This window comes from Roseomonas sp. GC11 (genome assembly GCF_024437745.1).
Classification (GTDB): Bacteria; Pseudomonadota; Alphaproteobacteria; order Acetobacterales; family Acetobacteraceae; genus Pseudoroseomonas.
Window position 1 is genome coordinate 25,015 of the sequence record NZ_JANFNY010000019.1, and the last position, 16,461, is coordinate 41,475.

General features: G+C 70.1%; 13 protein-coding genes. 7 read left to right on the top strand and 6 right to left on the bottom strand.

Annotated features, from left to right (window positions below):
- Positions 1-104 precede the first annotated feature (104 nt).
- Positions 105-1,319 (top strand): MFS transporter, encoded by a 1,215-nt coding sequence (locus NON00_RS08005; RefSeq protein ID WP_256019488.1) that lies wholly within the window; start codon positions 105-107, stop codon positions 1,317-1,319.
- A 557-nt stretch (positions 1,320-1,876) separates the two neighbouring features.
- Positions 1,877-3,085 (top strand): Fic family protein, encoded by a 1,209-nt coding sequence (locus NON00_RS08010; protein WP_256019491.1) that lies wholly within the window; start codon positions 1,877-1,879, stop codon positions 3,083-3,085.
- Between the two features lie 236 nt (positions 3,086-3,321).
- Here the strand turns inward: NON00_RS08010 and NON00_RS08015 are convergent, their stop codons facing one another.
- Positions 3,322-6,135: a helicase-related protein gene (locus tag NON00_RS08015; protein WP_256019495.1), complete on the bottom strand. Its 2,814-nt coding sequence runs from the start codon at positions 6,133-6,135 to the stop codon at positions 3,322-3,324.
- A gap of 624 nt (positions 6,136-6,759) precedes the next feature.
- Between NON00_RS08015 and NON00_RS08020 the strand changes: the two genes are divergently transcribed.
- Complete coding sequence (locus NON00_RS08020; protein ID WP_256019498.1) at positions 6,760-7,782, top strand: tripartite tricarboxylate transporter substrate binding protein; 1,023 nt, start codon at positions 6,760-6,762, stop codon at positions 7,780-7,782.
- A gap of 101 nt (positions 7,783-7,883) precedes the next feature.
- Here the strand turns inward: NON00_RS08020 and NON00_RS08025 are convergent, their stop codons facing one another.
- The 4 genes from NON00_RS08025 to NON00_RS08040 all read right to left on the bottom strand — a co-directional run bounded on the left by NON00_RS08025 (position 7,884) and on the right by NON00_RS08040 (position 11,424).
- Positions 7,884-8,855, bottom strand: a complete 972-nt coding sequence (locus NON00_RS08025) for a tripartite tricarboxylate transporter substrate binding protein (protein ID WP_256019499.1) — start codon at positions 8,853-8,855, stop codon at positions 7,884-7,886.
- Positions 8,856-8,869: 14 nt separating this feature from the next.
- The gene (gene catC, locus NON00_RS08030; RefSeq protein WP_256019500.1) at positions 8,870-9,145 is read right to left on the bottom strand and encodes a muconolactone Delta-isomerase; all 276 of its coding nucleotides are present in this window, start codon (positions 9,143-9,145) and stop codon (positions 8,870-8,872) included.
- A 168-nt stretch (positions 9,146-9,313) separates the two neighbouring features.
- Positions 9,314-10,204, bottom strand: coding sequence for a dioxygenase (locus NON00_RS08035; RefSeq protein WP_256019501.1), 891 nt, complete (start codon positions 10,202-10,204; stop codon positions 9,314-9,316).
- 74 nt (positions 10,205-10,278) lie between these two features.
- Positions 10,279-11,424 carry a muconate/chloromuconate family cycloisomerase gene (locus tag NON00_RS08040; RefSeq protein WP_256019502.1) on the bottom strand — a complete coding sequence of 382 codons (1,146 nt, stop codon included), beginning with the start codon at positions 11,422-11,424 and terminating at the stop codon, positions 10,279-10,281.
- 107 nt (positions 11,425-11,531) lie between these two features.
- Here NON00_RS08040 and NON00_RS08045 point away from each other — a divergent pair, with 107 nt between their 5' ends.
- The gene (locus tag NON00_RS08045) at positions 11,532-12,407 is read left to right on the top strand and encodes a LysR substrate-binding domain-containing protein (RefSeq protein ID WP_256019503.1); all 876 of its coding nucleotides are present in this window, start codon (positions 11,532-11,534) and stop codon (positions 12,405-12,407) included.
- A 128-nt stretch (positions 12,408-12,535) separates the two neighbouring features.
- On the opposite strand, the gene NON00_RS08050 is transcribed toward NON00_RS08045, so the two are convergent.
- Complete coding sequence (locus NON00_RS08050; RefSeq protein ID WP_256019506.1) at positions 12,536-13,465, bottom strand: LysR family transcriptional regulator; 930 nt, start codon at positions 13,463-13,465, stop codon at positions 12,536-12,538.
- A gap of 124 nt (positions 13,466-13,589) precedes the next feature.
- Here NON00_RS08050 and NON00_RS08055 point away from each other — a divergent pair, with 124 nt between their 5' ends.
- From NON00_RS08055 to NON00_RS08065, 3 genes are all read left to right on the top strand, one after another.
- Positions 13,590-14,798, top strand: coding sequence for an acyl-CoA dehydrogenase family protein (locus NON00_RS08055; RefSeq protein WP_256019509.1), 1,209 nt, complete (start codon positions 13,590-13,592; stop codon positions 14,796-14,798).
- On the top strand, positions 14,770-15,036 hold the full coding sequence (locus tag NON00_RS08060) for a V4R domain-containing protein (RefSeq protein ID WP_256019513.1): 267 nt from the start codon (positions 14,770-14,772) through the stop codon (positions 15,034-15,036). The genes NON00_RS08055 and NON00_RS08060 overlap by 29 nt, the downstream gene beginning before the upstream one ends.
- Positions 15,037-15,276: 240 nt before the next feature.
- A complete protein-coding gene (locus NON00_RS08065) occupies positions 15,277-16,458 on the top strand; it encodes an amidase (RefSeq protein WP_256019515.1) in 1,182 nt (393 codons plus the stop codon).
- Positions 16,459-16,461 lie beyond the last annotated feature (3 nt).

Below are 16,461 nucleotides of genomic sequence, written 5' to 3' on the forward strand. Positions count from 1 at the left end.
GGCTGGCAGCGCCCTGCCGGCCGGCTCCACCCAAAATTCCCGGAGGAGAGACGCCCCATGGCAACGGTAAACGCTTTGGCCCGGCCCAGGGCCAAGGCCCGGTCATGAATCGTGTGGAACTGCTGGATTCCCGCGCGGCCTGGCTGCGCCTTGGCGTCCTGGTCGCGCTGTCCACCGTGGGCGGGGTGGGGATGTGGTCCGTGATTGTGGCGCTGCCCTATGTCCAGGCGGAGTTCGGCATTACCCGTGGCGCGGCATCGATGCCCTATACGCTGACCATGCTGGGCTTCGGGGCCGGTGGCATCCTGATGGGGCGGCTGACCGACCGCATGGGGCCGATGAAGCCTCTGCTGGGCGCCACGCTGGCGCTGGCGGCGGGATATCTGCTGGCGGGGCTCGCGCCGGGCATCGGCGTCTATACCCTGGCGCAGGGCCTGCTGATCGGGATGCTCGGCTCCTCCGCCGCCTTCGCGCCCCTGGTGGCCGAGGCCTCCCTGTGGTTCCGCCGGCGGCGTGGCATCGCGGTCGCGATCGCCGCTTCCGGGAACTACCTCGCGGGGGCGGTCTGGCCACCGCTCCTCAGCGGGCTCATCGGCGCTTACGGGTGGCGCACCGCCCATCTCATCGTTGGTGCCATCTGCCTGGTGACGATGGTGCCGCTGGCCCTGTTGCTGCGCGCGCGGGCTCCCGCGGGGCAGGGGGGGGCCACGGCGGGTGAGGCCGGCATGGCCGGGGCCTTTGGCCTCTCCCATGGCGGGCTGACGGCCGTGCTGGCCACTGCCGGGGTGGCCTGCTGTGTCGCCATGGCGATGCCGCAGGTCCATATCGTCGCCTATTGCGGCGACCTCGGCTATGGCGTCGCCCGGGGGGCGGACATGCTGTCGGTGATGCTGGCCTGTGGCATTGTGTCCCGCCTTGCCTCGGGCCTGATCGCTGACCGGATCGGCGGGCTCCGGACGCTGCTGCTCGGCTCCGTGCTGCAGGGCCTAGCGCTGTCGCTGTTCCTGTTCTTCGACGGATTGGCCTCGCTCTATGTGCTGTCGGCGCTCTTCGGGCTGGTGCAGGGCGGTATCGTCCCGTCCTATGCGGTCATCGTGCGGGAGAGCTTCCCGGCCGCCGAGGCGGGCACGCGGGTCGGGATCGTGCTCATGGCGACCCTGGCGGGGATGGCGCTCGGGGGATGGCTGTCCGGGGTGATCTTCGATGCCACCGGCAGCTACGCCGCCGCGTTTCTCAATGGCGTCCTGTGGAACATGGCGAATGTGCTGGTGGTGGTGGCGCTGTTGATGCGCCGCCGCGCGCATCTTGCCCCGGCATGACGCGCCTGTTGGCATTGGGGGAGCGCAAGACACCCCGCTTCAGCATGTCGGAGCGGGGCGTTGGCCGATGCTGGGGGAGGAGATCCCTGGAATAAGGCGGGAGCTTTTACCCACGCGGTAAGCGGGGTTTACCGCGTGTTATATTTCACACGCGCCATGAAAATAAAAATCCAAAATATATAAATATTTTCTGAAAAATTTCTTATTAATGTAATAAAATATACGATTATATTTTTAATATAAAATAATTAATACGATCAATAAATCGAATAAAGCCATAAAGTTATTTTGTCGGATATGTCCGGCCGCACCTTGGCTGGCAACTCGCCGACAGGGGCAGGCTCTGCATGCTGAGAGGCTGGCTGGAAACTCATGCGGAACGACCGGGGTGCCTGAGTGGCGGATGAGGCCGGCCACCGGGCACTCCCCTGGCGGCGATGAGGAGAGGGGAGCGGGATAACCTTGAAGACCGCCGCCCTGTGTAGAGTCATCTTATGGTTTTTCATGAAAAACTTTAATAAGAAAGCGATACGCCGAGCCTGATGAAGGTTTTTCCCATGAAGCGTGCCGACCTCGCGCCCGCGCTCATCGCCCGCCTGAAGCGCTATCCGGCGCCGTATGACAGCCATTACGGGGTTGTCCCGCTGCCGCCGCCCGCGGAGCCGCCAGCCATCCTGGGGCTCAGGGACCGCTATGAAACGGCCATCGGCGCCCTGGCCCGGCTGGAGGCGCTGGCCGCGGAGCTGGGGGATGGCTGGCTGGTCTCCCGCCTCCTGGCGCGGCGCGAGGCGGTCACCAGCTCCGCCATCGAGGGCACGAACAGCACCCTGGACGAACTCCTGCTCATCGAGGAGACGGCCGAGGAGGAGGCCGCCCCCCGCCAGCAGGCCGCCGGCCAGGTGCGGGACTACGCCCTGGCCCTGGAGCGCCTCATGCCCGAGGCCCGGCGGCTGGGCACGGCCATGTTCACGCGCGATCTCGTGTCACGCCTGCATGGGGCCGTCATGCAGGCCGATCCGGACTTCCCGGGCGTCCCGGGCCAGATCCGCGAAACGGTGGTCTGGATCGGCCCTCCGGGGTCCGGCATCGCCTATTCGACCTACAACCCCGCGCCGCCCGAAGACGTGCCTGCCTGCCTGGAGGAGAGCCTGGCATACATGCGGGGGGAGGCCGATGCCCTGCTCCCCCCCAGCATCATCACCCGCATGGCGGTCGCCCATGCCCATTTCGAGGCGGTGCATCCCTTCACCGATGGCAATGGCCGCGTCGGCCGCCTGCTGCTGCCCTTGCTGATGGCGGCGGAGCGGCACATCCCGGTCTACCTCTCGCCCTATATCGAGGCCCATCGGCGGGACTACTACGATGCCCTGAAAGCGGCGCAGCAGCGGCTGGCATGGCAGGAGATGATCGGCTTCATCGCCAGTGCCATCACGGCCACGGTCGCGGAACTGGACGAGACCCGGAAGGCCCTGGCGCGGCTCCGGGCCATCTGGGAGGCGCGGCGCCGCTTCCGGGTGAACTCGGCCAGCCTGCGGGCGCTGGACATCCTGCCGAGCTATCCCGTCATCACCACGGGGCGGCTCGCCGGCCTGCTCGGGGTGACATTCCCGGCGGCCTCCGCCGCGATCGGCCAGTTGCAGGAGGTGGGCATCCTGCGCGAGAGGACGGGCTATCAGCGGAACCGCATTTTCGCGGCCGAGGAGGTGCTCACGGTGATCAACCGGCCATTCGGCGAGGCGCCGGTCCTGCCAGGAGAGGCGGGGTAGCGCCCCGGCCGCCACAGGCCGCTCCTTTGGCCTGCCCCCTTAAAAGCGGATCGCCGCTGATGCGCGACGGGGAAGGGGGGACGCGGCGGGGCGATTGAGAAGGCGGGAGCAGAACACGCCGGAAGAGATCATGGCAAAACCGCGCCGGATCGAGGTTCCCGTGGCGCAGGGCATTCCTCTGGGCGGAGGATTCGCCCCTTGCTCAGCGACTTCCGGTGTAGCACTTCGCCGTGGCCTCAGTGACCGCGCCTGAACTGTTTGAGCTTCGCCCAGCGCGGATCTTCGTCGTCCTCAGTGATAACCGCCGCCTTCGCATCCGCCCGGCGGCGGAGGGCCTGCTCGATCAGGGCGTTAAAGCGCAGCCGTTCATCCTGGGCCAGCCTGGTATCCCTGTAGTGCTCAGGGAAGCGGCGGGCGAGCCAGAGATAGGCGCTCAGCCGCAGCACCTGATGCTCGCAGGCGCCGAGTTCGCTGTAGCTGGAAGGAACTTTCCAGATCGGGCTGCGAGGCGCGGAGATGGATCTGCCGGCGGCGTGCAACCTGGCCCAGAATGCGATTTCCGACAGCATCCGGGGGCCATCGCCACCGGCGGGCACCCCCAGATATCGATAGCGGTCTTTGAGGGGCAGGCTGTTGGTATCGGTGAAGGAGGCAATACCCCGCGCGCTGTCCATGGCGGCCGGGCGCAGGCGCGGGTCATCCCCGATGAGATGCTGCGCGATATAGTCCAGGATGGGCCGCAGCTTCTCGGTTTGCAACCGCTGGGCAACAGCGGCCACGGCGTTCCAGGGCGGCATCACGGGCAGGCGGTCGTCTTCGGGCGGCTCCGCCGCGCCCTCCAGGGCGGCGGCCACGAGAGCCGGCTCCTGGCCTGCCAGCACACCGGCAACCCCACTCTCGGCCAGCCCGTAGCGGCCGGCGCGCCCGGCAATCTGGCGGATCTCCGCGCTCGTCAGCGGGCGCTTGCGGCGGCCGTCGAATTTCTCCAGCGTGGAGAAGATCACCCGCTGAATGGGCAGGTTCAGCCCCATGCCGATGGCATCCGTGGCCACCAGCACCTGGGCGTCGCCAGTGCGGAACCGCTCGCTTTCCGCCCTGCGCACCTCGGGGCCGAGCGCGCCATAGATGGAGGCCACCGCGAAACCCCGCTGCAGCAGCAGCGTGCGAAAGCGCAGCACGTCCGTGCGCGTGAAGGCGACCAGCGCGTCACCAGGCCGGACATCCTCAAGGCGCAGCGGGGTGGGCTCGGCCACCAGCGGCGATTTGCGCTCGAAGCTGAGGACCTCGAGTGCCTCACCGGTCATATCGGCCAGCCTGGTCACGAAGGGCACGGCATCCGGCGAGCCGGTCATGACGATCGTCCGGGCTGGCATGCCGACCAGCGCCTGGGTCCAGGCCCATCCGCGGTCATGGTGGGCGATGATCTGCACCTCGTCCACCACCGCCACGTCGATCGCGCGGTCAAGCTCGGCCATCTCGATGGTCGAGGACACGTGCGTGGCCCCGTCAACCAGGACCTCCTCCTCACCGGTCCGCATATCGGTGGGCACGCCCGCGGTGTTGAGGCGGTCGGCTCCCTCCAGTGCCATCAGGCGCAGGGGTGCCAGATAGGCCCCCTGCCGCGCCGCCTTCAGCGCCTCCATGGCCGCGTGGGTCTTGCCGGAGTTGGTGGGGCCGATATGCAGAACCAGCCGCCGGCGCATGGCCCGGGCCGTCGGGAACATGCGGGCGTAGTCGTCAAGGCCGGTCTCGCTCCGCAGGGCGTGCCGGTCGCGCTCCTGAGACCACCGGTTGATGGCCTGGGCCAGGGCCTCCTCCAGCCGGCCGGTGACCAGGCGGATCAGCCTGTCAGCAGGCGCCGGATCGAGGCTCCCGATGGTGCCGAGGCCCTGGCGGACCGCCTTTTCCAGCGCCTCGGTGAAGCGGGTGTGCATGGTGTCCGGCATTCCCTGCCGGACGGACGCCACGCGGGCCGTCCAGGCGGCCAGCGTGGCCCCCAGGCTGCGGCTCACCCGGCTGACCGCCGCATCCCCCGCCGACATCATGGCGGCCCGCAGCTGCTCCCGTGCTTTGCCCCTGGGGAAGGGCCCCACACGCGCCGCCATCGCATCGTCGGGTAAGACAAACAGGGTTTCAACGGCCGTCACGCCGAGAAACGGCAGGTCGATCCTGACGGGCCGCGCCATGGCCAGCCGGTGATCCAGCAACCTCGCCCCCGGTCCGGCCATGGCGAGAAGGGCCTGGTCGCGGCAGGCCTGCACCCGCGCCATGACCTTCTCGGACGCCAGTGCGCTGGCGCGCCGGCGCGCCTTCAGCACGCTCTGCCATTCACGGCGCCATTCCGGCACCCGCGTTGCCAGCTCGGGCAGGCGGGCAGGATCGAAGCGGGGCACACCGGCGCCTTCGCCCCGCTGGCCGTTCCGCTGGCCAGCTGGCCGTGTTTCGGCGACCGGCAGGCGGCCCTCCGCCAGCCAGCGCCGGAATTCGGTGGGCGTGATCGCCAGAAGCTGCCGCAGCCTGGAGCCTCCGATAAGGCTCATCTGCCAGCGCCGCCATGCGTCTTCCTCGGCCTGCCGCCGTTGCATGGCTTCTGCGGCGGCACGCTCCGCATCCTGTGCCGCGCGGCGGGCGGCCTGCTGCGCGAGCTTCTCGCGCCAGATTTCCTCCCGCTGGGCGCGCTGAACCAGCATGGCCATGCCCTGCGCGGCCTGCGTGCTCAGGCCGAGCGAGGGCGCGACCAGATCCGCCACGGCCTTGGCGAGGGAAACGCCGGGCGGCAGTATGGCGTTCAGGGCCGCCAGTCCGGCAGCGGGCTTTTGCCTCAGCCGCTCGGCCAGGGCCTTGCCGTCCGCGAGACCCAGTTCTGAGAGCCCTGCGCGGATCCGCCCGGACATCCGTTCCGCGAGGATTTCGACCGCGTCCTCAACCCGGCGCGCCAGCATCGCATCGGCGATATCCGGGCTGTCCAGGATATCGGGAAAGAAGGGAAGGCTTTCGGCCTCCAGCATGCGGCGCAACGTCGCGGAGGCCTCGGCGCGGGCCTGGGCCATTTCCCCGGCTTCTGGCCTTTCCCCGAGGCGGCTGTCCTGCGGGGCAAAGACCACGCGATCGCGGGCATCAGGGCCAGTCTCCGCGCGCGCATTGGCCGTCAGGCACGGATCCTGGCTGCCATGGCCTCGCGGGGCACCGGTCATGGGCAAACACGGCAGGGGCGTTGTTCAGCCCCGGGCTCCTGGGATCTGTCTTTCCGGATGGCCTGACTTTCCTTCTGCCTCGGATGGTACCGGTTTGCTGTCGTATCGATGCCACGGATTGCTGTTCCCCTCAACGGGGCAGAGGGATCCGGGCCAGGCAGGGGGCAGGGTCATGGGCAGGGTCAGGGCCGGGGGATTTCAGCGCCTCCCTCCTGGACCGCGCCGGGCATGCGGCATGGCCGCCGGCCAGCGCCCGGCGCCACAGCCCTCTGGCGCCGCCGCTATTCCCCGGCTCTATAGCATCAGCGGAAGAAGTGATGGCTGTCAGGGCGCCGGTCCCCCCTAGCCTCGCGCGGCATTCCAGCGAAAGCCATGGGAACCGGTCCGCTGCCGGAGTGCACGGCGACAGGCTGCGGCGTCGTTCACCTGGAGCCACGCCGCCCGGACGCCACGGCAGCCCTGGGGGAGGAGAAAAAACGCATGCGCCGGACAGACGCCACGCCCTCGCACGGGAACGGCTCCACGCCGCACAGCCGCCATATCAGCCGCCGCCTTGCCCTGGCGCTGGCCGGTGTGCTGGGGGCGCCATCGCTCGCCCAGGCCGCCTTTCCAGACCGCGACATCCGCCTGATGGTCGGTTTCTCGGCTGGCGGCGCGGTGGATCTGGCCGCGCGGCTGGCCGCGGACGCCCTGCGCCCCGTGCTCAACCAGAATGTGGTGGTGGAAAACCGCTCCGGGGCCTCGGGGCTGATCGCGGCGGACGCCGTCGCCAAATCCGGTGCCGACGGCCATGTGCTCTATGTCGCGGCGGCGAGCGCCTTCACGGTGCTCCCACAGCTTCCCGGCCAGCCGATGCCGCTCAACATGGAGCGCGACCTGACGCCGGTGGCCAATCTCGCGGCGGTGCTGAACGCGCTGGTGGTGACCCCGCGCGCGCCTTTCCGCACCCTCCCCGAATTGATCGCCTATGCGAAAGCCAATCCGGACAAGCTCTCCTATGCCTCGACCGGAAACGGCACGAGCCAGCATCTGGCGGGCGAATTGTTCGCGCGGCAGGCGGGCATCCGCATGATCCACGTGCCCTATCGCGGCGGTTCCAACGCCATCCTCGATATCGCGGCCGGGCGGGTGGATCTGATGTTCGGCAACTTCCCTGAATTCATCGGCCAGATCCGCGATGGCGGGCTCAGGCTCCTCGCCTTCGGCGGCCGGCAGGCCTCGCCGCTCTTTCCGGAAACGCCGCTGGTGCGCGACACCCTGCCCGGCTTCGAGGTCACGAACTGGATCGGCCTCGCCGGCCCGGCCGGCATGCCGGAGGCCGCCGTCTCGGCATGGAACGCCGCCCTGGCGCGCATCGTGGCCGCGCCGGATTTCCAGCGCCGCGTGGCGGAGAACGGCATGGCGGTCCTCGGCCAGGATCAGGCCACCTTCCGCGCGACCATCGAGGCGGACCGGCAGCGCTGGGGCGAGGTGATCCGCGCGGCTGCGATCCGGGCGGAGTAAACCGGGACGCAGGGCCTGCTGGCATGGGCGGATTGGCCGGTGGCGCATCCGCGCCGCGCTGCGTGCGCCCGCCCTCCCCCCCAAGATGGCTGCCTCCGCCCTCAATCGGCGCTGATGCCGGCCGCCTTCACCACGCCGCCCCACTTCACCGTCTCCGCTCCGATCAGGCGGGCCAGGCTGCCGGCATCGCCCTCCATCGGCTCGGCGCCGATCACGGCCAGCTTCTCGCGGATGAGCGGGTCGCGGAGGGCGGCGAGCACGGCGGCCTCCACGCGCCCGCGGGCGGCTTCTGGCAGGTCCTTCGGCGCCATCATGGCGAACCAGGGATCCACGGCATAGCCGGGCAGCCCGGCCTCGGCCACGGTCGGCAGGTCCGGATAGGCCTGGGCGCGCCGGCTGGTGGTGGCCGCCAGCACCCGCAGCCGCCCGCCCGCGATATGCGGGGCCGAGGAGGTGACGCTGTCGAACATGACATCCACCCGGTTGCCGAGCAGGTCGGCGAGGGCAGGGCCAGAGCCGCGATAGGGGATATGCGTCATCTCCACCCCGGCCATGGCACAGAACAGCGCCCCCGCGAGGTGGATCGAGGTGCCATTTCCCGCCGAGGCATAGGTGATCTGCCCCGCCCTGGCCCGTGCCGCCGCGATCAGCCCCGGCATGTCCCGGATGGGCGAGGTGGTGGGCACGACGAGGATATTCGGCACCACCGCCACGGGGGCAACCGCCAGCAGGTCGGACGGCGCATAAGGCAGGCGCGGGTAGAGAGCCGGGTTCACGGCCTGGGCCATGGAGACCATGAGCAGGGTGGCCTGGTCGCCGGAGCGGGCCGCGGCCTCGGTCCCGATGGTGCCGCCGGCGCCGGCGCGGTTCTCGACCACGCAGGGCTGGCCCAGCGCCTCGCCCAGCACGGGGGCGAGGAGGCGCGTCATGGCATCGATCGCGCCACCGGGCGGGAAGGGGACGATGATGCGCAGGGGACGCGCCGGCCAGGGCTGCGCCATGGCGCTGCCGGGCAGCGCGGGGCAGGCGGGCGCCGCGGCGGCGAGGCCGAGCAGCAGGGTGCGGCGGTTCATGATGCGCGCCCCCCTCAGAGCGCCGAGGGATGCGCGGCGAGCGGGGTCACCTGGATGTCCATCCAGGGAAAGAGCGGCAGGCCGGAGAGCAGCGCGTGCAGCTCGTCATTGTCGGCCACGTCGAAGATGGAGACATTGGCGTAGCGCCCGGCGATGCGCCAGATATGCGGCCATTTGCCCTGGCGCATCAGCGCCTGGGCATAGGCCCTCTCGCGCGCCTTGATGTCGTCCGCCTCCAGCTTCGGCATGTCCGGTGGCAGGTTCACCTGCATGGTGACGTGGAACAGCATGTCTTGTCTCGTTTCCTCGGAAGGGATGGGCCGGGGCCGGGGGCAGCCCCGGCCTGAAAACACGGCGCGTGTTCTTGAGAGGGGCTTCGCCCCTCTCAAACTCTCCCCACCAAAGGCCTGAGGCCTTTGGAAACCCATCAGGGTTCTTTCCTCAGGGCCTGTCGCGGTTCAGGCCCGGGCGCGGATGCGGGAGGAGAAGCCCTCCTCCCTGTCCGTGGCGGCGCGCTGGAGCGTGAAGTCGAAGGCAATGGAGGCGTTGCTGCCCTGGCGGTTCGGCACCGGCAGCAGCCCCTCCCGCGTGCCAAACGCGAAGTCATCCGCGGCGAAGGGGTCGTCACCGAAATTGATCTGCGTCGTCAGCGTGCGGTAGCCCGGCGCCTCGATGAAGAAGTGGACATGCGCCGGCCGGTTGCCGTGGCGGCCCAGCGCGGCCATGAGCCTGTCGGTCGCGCCGCCGGGCGGCACGCTGTAGCCATTGGGCATCTTCGAGCGGAAGGCATAGCGCCCTTCGCCATCCACCCGGATGCGGCGGCGGTTGTTGAACGGCGTCTGCGCGCCGGTCGGATCGAAATGTGAGTAGAAGCCTTTCGAATTGGCGTGCCAGACATGGATGATGGCCTGGCCGACCGGCTCGCCATCCGGCCCGCGCACGCAGCCATTCATGAACAGCGTGCCCGTGTCGTCGGGATCATCGGTCAGGTTGACATCGCCCTCCACCAGCGGGGCACCTTCGACATAGAGCGGCCCCTCGATCGTCCGCGGCGTGCCACCCGTCAGCCCGGCCTCGGCATCCTTCGCGTCCATGTAGAGATCGAGGAAATGCTCGATCCCCACGCCCGGCGCGATCAGGCCGAACTCGGCGGCGCCATTCTGGAAGAAGGCGAGGGCGCGCCAGAATTCACTCTCGTCGATGTCGTGCCGGACGATCACGCGCATGGCCGCCTCGATGAGATCGCGCGTGATGGCCTTGATCCGCGCATCGCCACCCTCGGCCCGGGTGCCGCTGGCGCGGTCGAGCAGATCCTGCACCGCCGGGCTGTCCACGAAATCGACCTTCATAGGCTTTCTCCCTTGTTTTGTTTTGAGCCGGCCGCGCCCGTCTTGACCGGTGCGGCATGGCCTGCCCCGCAGGGTCAGCCGGACACCAGCAGGCGGCTCCGGTCCGTGCGGAAGTGTTCGAGCTTGTCCTCGTCGAGATCGGTGCCGATGCCCGGCCCGTCCGGCAGGTGGATGGCGAAGTCGCGCACCTCGATCTCCCGCGTCGCGAGGCTGTCGCGCAGCAGCAGCGGGCCGAACAGCTCCGTCCCCCAGGCATGTTCGCCCAGCGTGCTGTAGAGGTGGAGCGAGGCCAGGGTGCCGATCGTCCCTTCCAGCATGGTGCCGCCATAGAGGCCGAGCCCGGCCGTGCGCGCGATCGTGGCCACCGCGCGCGTGCCCGCCACGCCGCCATGCTTGGCGGGCTTCAGCGCCACCGCGTGGCAGGCCGCCTCCGCCGCGTGGCGCAGCGCGTCCTGCGGGGTGGCGATGCCTTCATCCCCCATGAGGGCCAGGCGCGGATTGGCGCGCTGCAGCCGCGCCATGGCGGGCACGTTCCACCCCGCCACGGGCTGCTCCGCCATCACCACCCCGGCCTCGGCCAGGGCGGGCAGGAAGCGGGCGGCGGTCGGCTCGTCCCAGGCCTGGTTCACATCCACCCGGACGGAGGCGCGGCCCTCGAAGGCGCGGGCAATGGCGGCCACATGCGCCACATCCTGCTCCGGCGCATGGGCGCCGATCTTCAGCTTGAAATCGCGATGGCGGCGGAGGGAGAGCATCCGCTCGCCCTCCTCGATGTCGCGCGCCGTGTCGCCGCTGGCCAGGGTCCAGGCGATGGGGAGGTGGTTGGTCTGCGGGCCGCCCAGCAGCTCGGCCAGGCGGAGGCCCCCGGCCCGCGCCACCGCGTCGTGCAGCGCCAGGGAGAGCGCGGATTTGGCGAAGTGGTTGCCGCGCACGGCGCGCGCGATGCGGGCCTCCACCTGGTTCAGCTGGGCCGCGTCCTGGCCCAGCATGGCCTCGGCCAGATAGGTGCCGGCGATGGCGGCGATCCCCTCCGGGCTTTCCTCCCCCCAGCGCGGGCCGCCGATGGTGCTGGCCTCGCCATAGCCCTCAACGCCGCCGGCCGTCACGCGGAGGATGACGACATCCATCGCCGCCACGGTCGCGAAGGCCAGATGATGCGGGCGGATGGTGGGGATGCGGGCGGGGATCGCCTCGATGCGCTCGATGGGCAGGCGCGGCATGGCGGATCCTCCTCGCGGCATTCTCGTTGGTGCGGGAGACTGGTCGGGTGCAGTGCTTCGATCAATATTCATATTTCGAATGTTGCGTTCGAAGGAATCGAATGGATTTGAACCAGCTCCGCCTGTTCCTGGCCCTGGCCAGGACCGAGCATCTCAGCCGGGCCGCGGCGGAGGCCGGGCTGGCCCCCGCCACCCTCTCCCACCATCTGGCGGCGCTGGAACGCAGCCTCGGCACCACGCTGTTCGACCGCTCCGGGCGCGGCCTGCGGCTGACCGAGACGGGCCGCCTGCTGCGCGGCTTCGCCCTGCGCATCGTCAACGAGGCCGAGGCGGCGCGGGCGGCCATCGCCGAGCAGGAGCGGGCGGAAAGCGGCACGCTGCGGCTGGGCGTGATCCATTCCTTCCATGCCAACCTGATGCCGGGGCTGGTGGCGGAGTTCCTCCGCGCCCATCCCGGCATCCGGGTGGAGGCGCGCGAGATGATCGCCAGCGCCATCGAGCAGGGGCTGCTCGATGGCGAGCTGGACCTTGGCCTGGCCTTCGCCCCCGCCGCGCATCCGGGCCTGGGCTGCGCGCGCCTGTTTGACGAGGCGCTGGTGCTCGTCACGGCCCGCGGCAGCCCCTGGGCGGGCGCGCCGCCCGAGAGCATCCCGCTCGCCCTGCTGCCGCCGCGCTTCGCCACGCGCCGCATGATCGACGCGGCCCTGCAAGGCCGCTGGGCTCCGAAAGTGGTGGCGGAGGTGGATGCCATCGGCTCCATCCTCGCCCTGGTCCGCAGCGGCGCGGTGGGCACGGTGCTCTCGGCGCGGTCGGTCGTGGGGGAGGGGCTGGATTGCCGCGCCATCGCCGACCCGCCGCCCATGCGCAGCGCGGCGCTGCTGTGGTGCCCGGCGCGCTACCAATCCGCCAGCGCCCGGGCCTTCTCCGCCCTCGTCCGCGCCCGGCTGGCGGAGCCAGGGGGGCGCCGGGGCGCGCGGCGCTGATCCGCCTTTTGAGAGGGGCTTTGCCCCTCTCAAACTCTCCCCACCAAAGGCCTGAGGCCTTTGGAAACCCATGCGTGGGGCTTCCCTCGTGGGGGGCGAGGGGGCAGGGCCTTATGGGGTAGGCATGGTCAGACAGGCCGTGCCCCGAAATCCGCATGCAGGGCCAGGATGCGGCGCCGCAGCCACTGGATCCCGGCATCGCCCTGGAAACTCGCATGGGTGTGGACCCCGACCTCGATGGGGGGGAGAGTGAAAGGCAGGGGGTGGAGGCGGAAATCGCCATGGCTGTTGAAGCGCTCGGCGATGCTGCGCGGGAAGATCACCGCGAGGTCCGTGCTCCGCACCACCTCGGGCGCGACGGTGAAATGTGCGATCCGCAGGATGAACTCACGCCGCACGCCCAGGGCCTGGAGCACCCGCTCGATCACCTGGTGCCCCGCCGCGTTGACGGTGGCGTAGACGTATTGCAGCCCTGACAGATCCTCGGCCGTGACGGGGCGGTCTGGCAGCGGGTGCCCGGCGCGCACCATGCAGACGAACGCATCCGAGAAGATGGCGCCGCTGTCGATGCCCTCTTCCGGGCCGGGGACGTAGCCGAAGGCGAGGTCCACCTCCCCCGACCGCATGGCGGCGGCCACCGTCTCGACCGAGAGCGGGGTGATCTCCAGCCGGACAGAAGGGGCTTCCCGCTTCAGCGCGGGCAGGAGCTTCGGCAGCAGGAAATACTCGGAGGCATCCGTCATGGCGATGCGGAAGATGCGGTCGGAGCGCGCGGGGTCGAAGGAGCGGTGCTCCTGGACCGCGCGGTGCAGGAGGGCGAAGGCCTGGTCCAGCGGCTCGCGCAGACGCGCCGCGGCCTCGGTCGGCACCATGGCGTGGCCGGCGCGGACGAAGAGGGGATCGTGGAACGTCTCGCGCAGGCGGCGCAGGGCGTGGCTGACCGCGGGCTGCGTCAGCCCCAGCCGGTCTCCCGCCGCGGTCAGGCTGCGCAGATCCCAGATCGCCATGAAGACGCGCAGGAGATTCAGGTCGATGCCGCGTGGATTATTCCAATTCATCCGGAAAATTCCAAACATGCATTGGACGCATTAGCAAATCCTTTTCTACGCTCCCGGACATCCCCAGCACGCCGCTCCCCGCAGCCGGCGGGCGCGCCGCCAAAGTTTCCTGGAGCAGAGCCGCATGAACGTCGTGAACGATCCGGGCCGGCTGGCCAGCACGCCGCCTGCCGCCGCCAGCTGCGGCACGACCGCCGGCGCGGCGGCGCTGGATGCCCTCGTCGCCGCCATCGCCGCGCGGCGCGAGGAGTTCGAGCGCCTGTCGCATGTTCCCCGCGACATCGTGGCGATGATGAAGGCGGCTGGCATCTTCCGGTCGAGCACGCCGCGCTGCTTCGGCGGTGACGCCCTGCCCCCCGCCGACTTCCTGCGCATCCTGGAGCGCATCGCCATGGCGGATGGCTCGGCGGCCTGGGTGGCCGCCTTCGGCTCGGCGAACACCTATCTCGCCGCCCTGCCCAAGGAGACGCAGCGCGAGATCTATGCCAGCGGGCCGGATCAGGTCTCGGCCGGGGGCCTGTACCCGATCCAGCCCGCCCGGGCCGCGCCGGGGGGCTGGAGCGTCACCGGGCGCTGGCATTTCGCCAGCGGCTGCATGGGGGCCGAATGGATCATGGTGGGCATTGGCATCGGCGAGCAGGTGGCGGCCGAGCGCGGCACCGCCACGGGCAAGCCGCTGACGGCGGTGCTCCCCGCGCATCAGGTGGAGATCGTGGAGAACTGGGACGTGGTGGGCCTGCTCGGCACCGGCAGCCATGACCTGCGGCTGCGGGATCGCTTCGTGCCGGAGGGCTGGACCTTCGTGCGTGGCGGCCCGCCGGTGATCGATGAGCCGCTCTACCGCTACCCCGCCATCGCCTACCAGGCGCAGGTCCATGCGGTGGTGAATCTCGGCATGGCCCGCATGGCGCTCGACCGGGTCGCCGAGATGTCGGGCGGGCGCAAGACCAACACCGGCGCGCCGCGCCTCGCCGACCGCGCCTATTTCCGCACCGGCCTGGGCAAGGCCGAGGCGGCGTGGCGCGCCGCGCGTGCCTTCTTCTACGAGACCTCGGAAAGCGTCTGGGACACCATCCTGGCGGGCAACCCCGTCACCCCTGAGGAAGCGAACCTGCTGCGCCTGAGCGCGACCCATGCCGCGCATGTCTCCGCCGACGCCATCCAGCAGGCCTACCGGATCGCGGGGATATCGGCGATCTACCGCGCCAACCCGCTCCAGCGCCTCGCGCGGGATTCCATGGTGGTGACGCAGCACGCCACGCTGGGCGAAGCGACCTATGACGGGGCCGGCGCCATCTTCGCCGGTGCCCAGCCGGCTTTCGCCTACCCATGAGCGCGAAGGCCGGGATCGTGCCGGGGCCGGGCACAGCCCGCGCCCCGTCTGCCATGCGGTCAGCGGCATCCTCGCGGCGATGGGCCCCTATGTGCTCGGCGCTCCGGTCCATGCCGTGGAGATGCGCTGTGCCGCCTGCGATGGCGGTGCCGAGTGCCTGTTCAGGGTGGCGTTGAGCCCCGAAGGGGATCTCCAGCCCAGCCTGCGGGCGGCCGTGGAGAGCGCCATGCCCCTTTAGGAGACGTGCCTTCCGCCTGCCTGCAGGGCAACGCGGCCTCCCCGGTGGATGGCCGCGAGAGGGGGAGAACCCACCGCCCGCAATATGCCCCGCGCCAGTCGGGGCTCCCGATGACGCGGTGGATTTAAAAATTTCCAGTGAAATTTCGATGGAATATTCTAACAAAAGCCGATACTGATTTTGCCGTCCTGAACGTCTGGGTCTCAAGAATCCGGCCAAGGTGACCGGGAAGGAACAGAGATGACTCTGCTCGCTGCACCGCCGCATCCCGCCACGCCGGCTGCCTGTCCGGAGGGAAACCATTTCGTCCTCAGCCTGCCGGCGGGCGGCAATGGCCTCCGCGTGGCCATCAAGGACACGATCGACATCGCGGGCCTGCCAACCCGCGCGGGGTCCCGCGCCTTCGAGGCCGTGGCGCCGGCCCCGCGCAATGCCGATGTCGTCGAGGCCCTGCTGCGCGGCGGTGCCGTGATCGTCGGCAAGGCCAACATGCATGAGCTGGCCTTCGGCGTGACCGGCGTGAATGGCTGGACGGGCACGCCGGTCAATCCCCGCTACCCCGGCTTCGTGCCCGGCGGGTCCTCCAGCGGCTCCGCGACCGCCGTCGCGGCTGGCCTGGCCGATCTCGCCCTGGGCACGGACACCGGCGGTTCCATCCGGATTCCGGCGGCGTGCTGCGGCATCATCGGCTTCAAGCCCAGCTTCGGGCGCCTGAGCCGCCGTGGCCTGACCCCGGCGGAGAGTTCCCTCGACTGCGTCGGCCCCCTGGCCCGCGACATCGCCACCCTGCAGCGGGCCATGGCGATGCTCGATGCGACATTCCAGCTGCCCACACTGGGAACGCCGCGCATCGGAATCCTGCGCGGCCTGGCGGAGCCGGCCCTCGACGCGGCGGTGCGGGCGGCGCTGGAAGGGGCCGGCTGCACCCTCGTGGCGGTGGAATTGCCCGGGATGGAAGCGGCCTTCCGCGCCGGCATGGCCATCATGAATGCGGAGATGCTCGGCGCCTTTGGCGGCCTGCTCGAAACCGGCGCGCTGGGCGCGGATATCGCCGGCCGCCTCAAGGCCGCCCGCATGATCACCCTGGAGCAGCTGGCGGATGCGGAGGCTGTCCGCGGCGCCTTCACGGCGGCGGTGGATGCCGCGCTGGTGGGGCTGGACGCCCTCGCCATGCCGACCATCCCCGGGGCGCCGGTGCGGCTGGCCGAGGCCGCCGATTCCGCCGCCGCCCTCGCCATGACGCGGCTGGTGAGGCCCTTCAACCTGAGCGGGCATCCCGCCCTCTCCCTGCCGCTCTCCAACTTCCGGCAGATGCCGGCGGGGCTTCAGCTCGTCGCGCTCCGCGGCGACGACGCCCGCCTCTGCGCGGTGGCCGGCTGGGTCGCCGGCCAGTCGCCGCATGTCCTTCGCCACTCCGCGTGACGG

Bases quoted from the DNA above. Each gene is read 5' to 3' on its own strand.
- NON00_RS08005 (WP_256019488.1), top strand. From the start codon at position 105: ATGAATCGTGTGGAACTGCTGGATTCCCGCGCGGCCTGGCTGCGCCTT.
- NON00_RS08010 (WP_256019491.1), top strand. From the start codon at position 1,877: ATGAAGCGTGCCGACCTCGCGCCCGCGCTCATCGCCCGCCTGAAGCGC.
- NON00_RS08015 (WP_256019495.1), bottom strand. From the start codon at position 6,135: ATGGCCCAGGCCCGCGCCGAGGCCTCCGCGACGTTGCGCCGCATGCTG.
- NON00_RS08020 (WP_256019498.1), top strand. From the start codon at position 6,760: ATGCGCCGGACAGACGCCACGCCCTCGCACGGGAACGGCTCCACGCCG.
- NON00_RS08025 (WP_256019499.1), bottom strand. From the start codon at position 8,855: ATGAACCGCCGCACCCTGCTGCTCGGCCTCGCCGCCGCGGCGCCCGCC.
- catC (WP_256019500.1), bottom strand. From the start codon at position 9,145: ATGCTGTTCCACGTCACCATGCAGGTGAACCTGCCACCGGACATGCCG.
- NON00_RS08035 (WP_256019501.1), bottom strand. From the start codon at position 10,204: ATGAAGGTCGATTTCGTGGACAGCCCGGCGGTGCAGGATCTGCTCGAC.
- NON00_RS08040 (WP_256019502.1), bottom strand. From the start codon at position 11,424: ATGCCGCGCCTGCCCATCGAGCGCATCGAGGCGATCCCCGCCCGCATC.
- NON00_RS08050 (WP_256019506.1), bottom strand. From the start codon at position 13,465: ATGAATTGGAATAATCCACGCGGCATCGACCTGAATCTCCTGCGCGTC.
- NON00_RS08055 (WP_256019509.1), top strand. From the start codon at position 13,590: ATGAACGTCGTGAACGATCCGGGCCGGCTGGCCAGCACGCCGCCTGCC.
- NON00_RS08065 (WP_256019515.1), top strand. From the start codon at position 15,277: ATGACTCTGCTCGCTGCACCGCCGCATCCCGCCACGCCGGCTGCCTGT.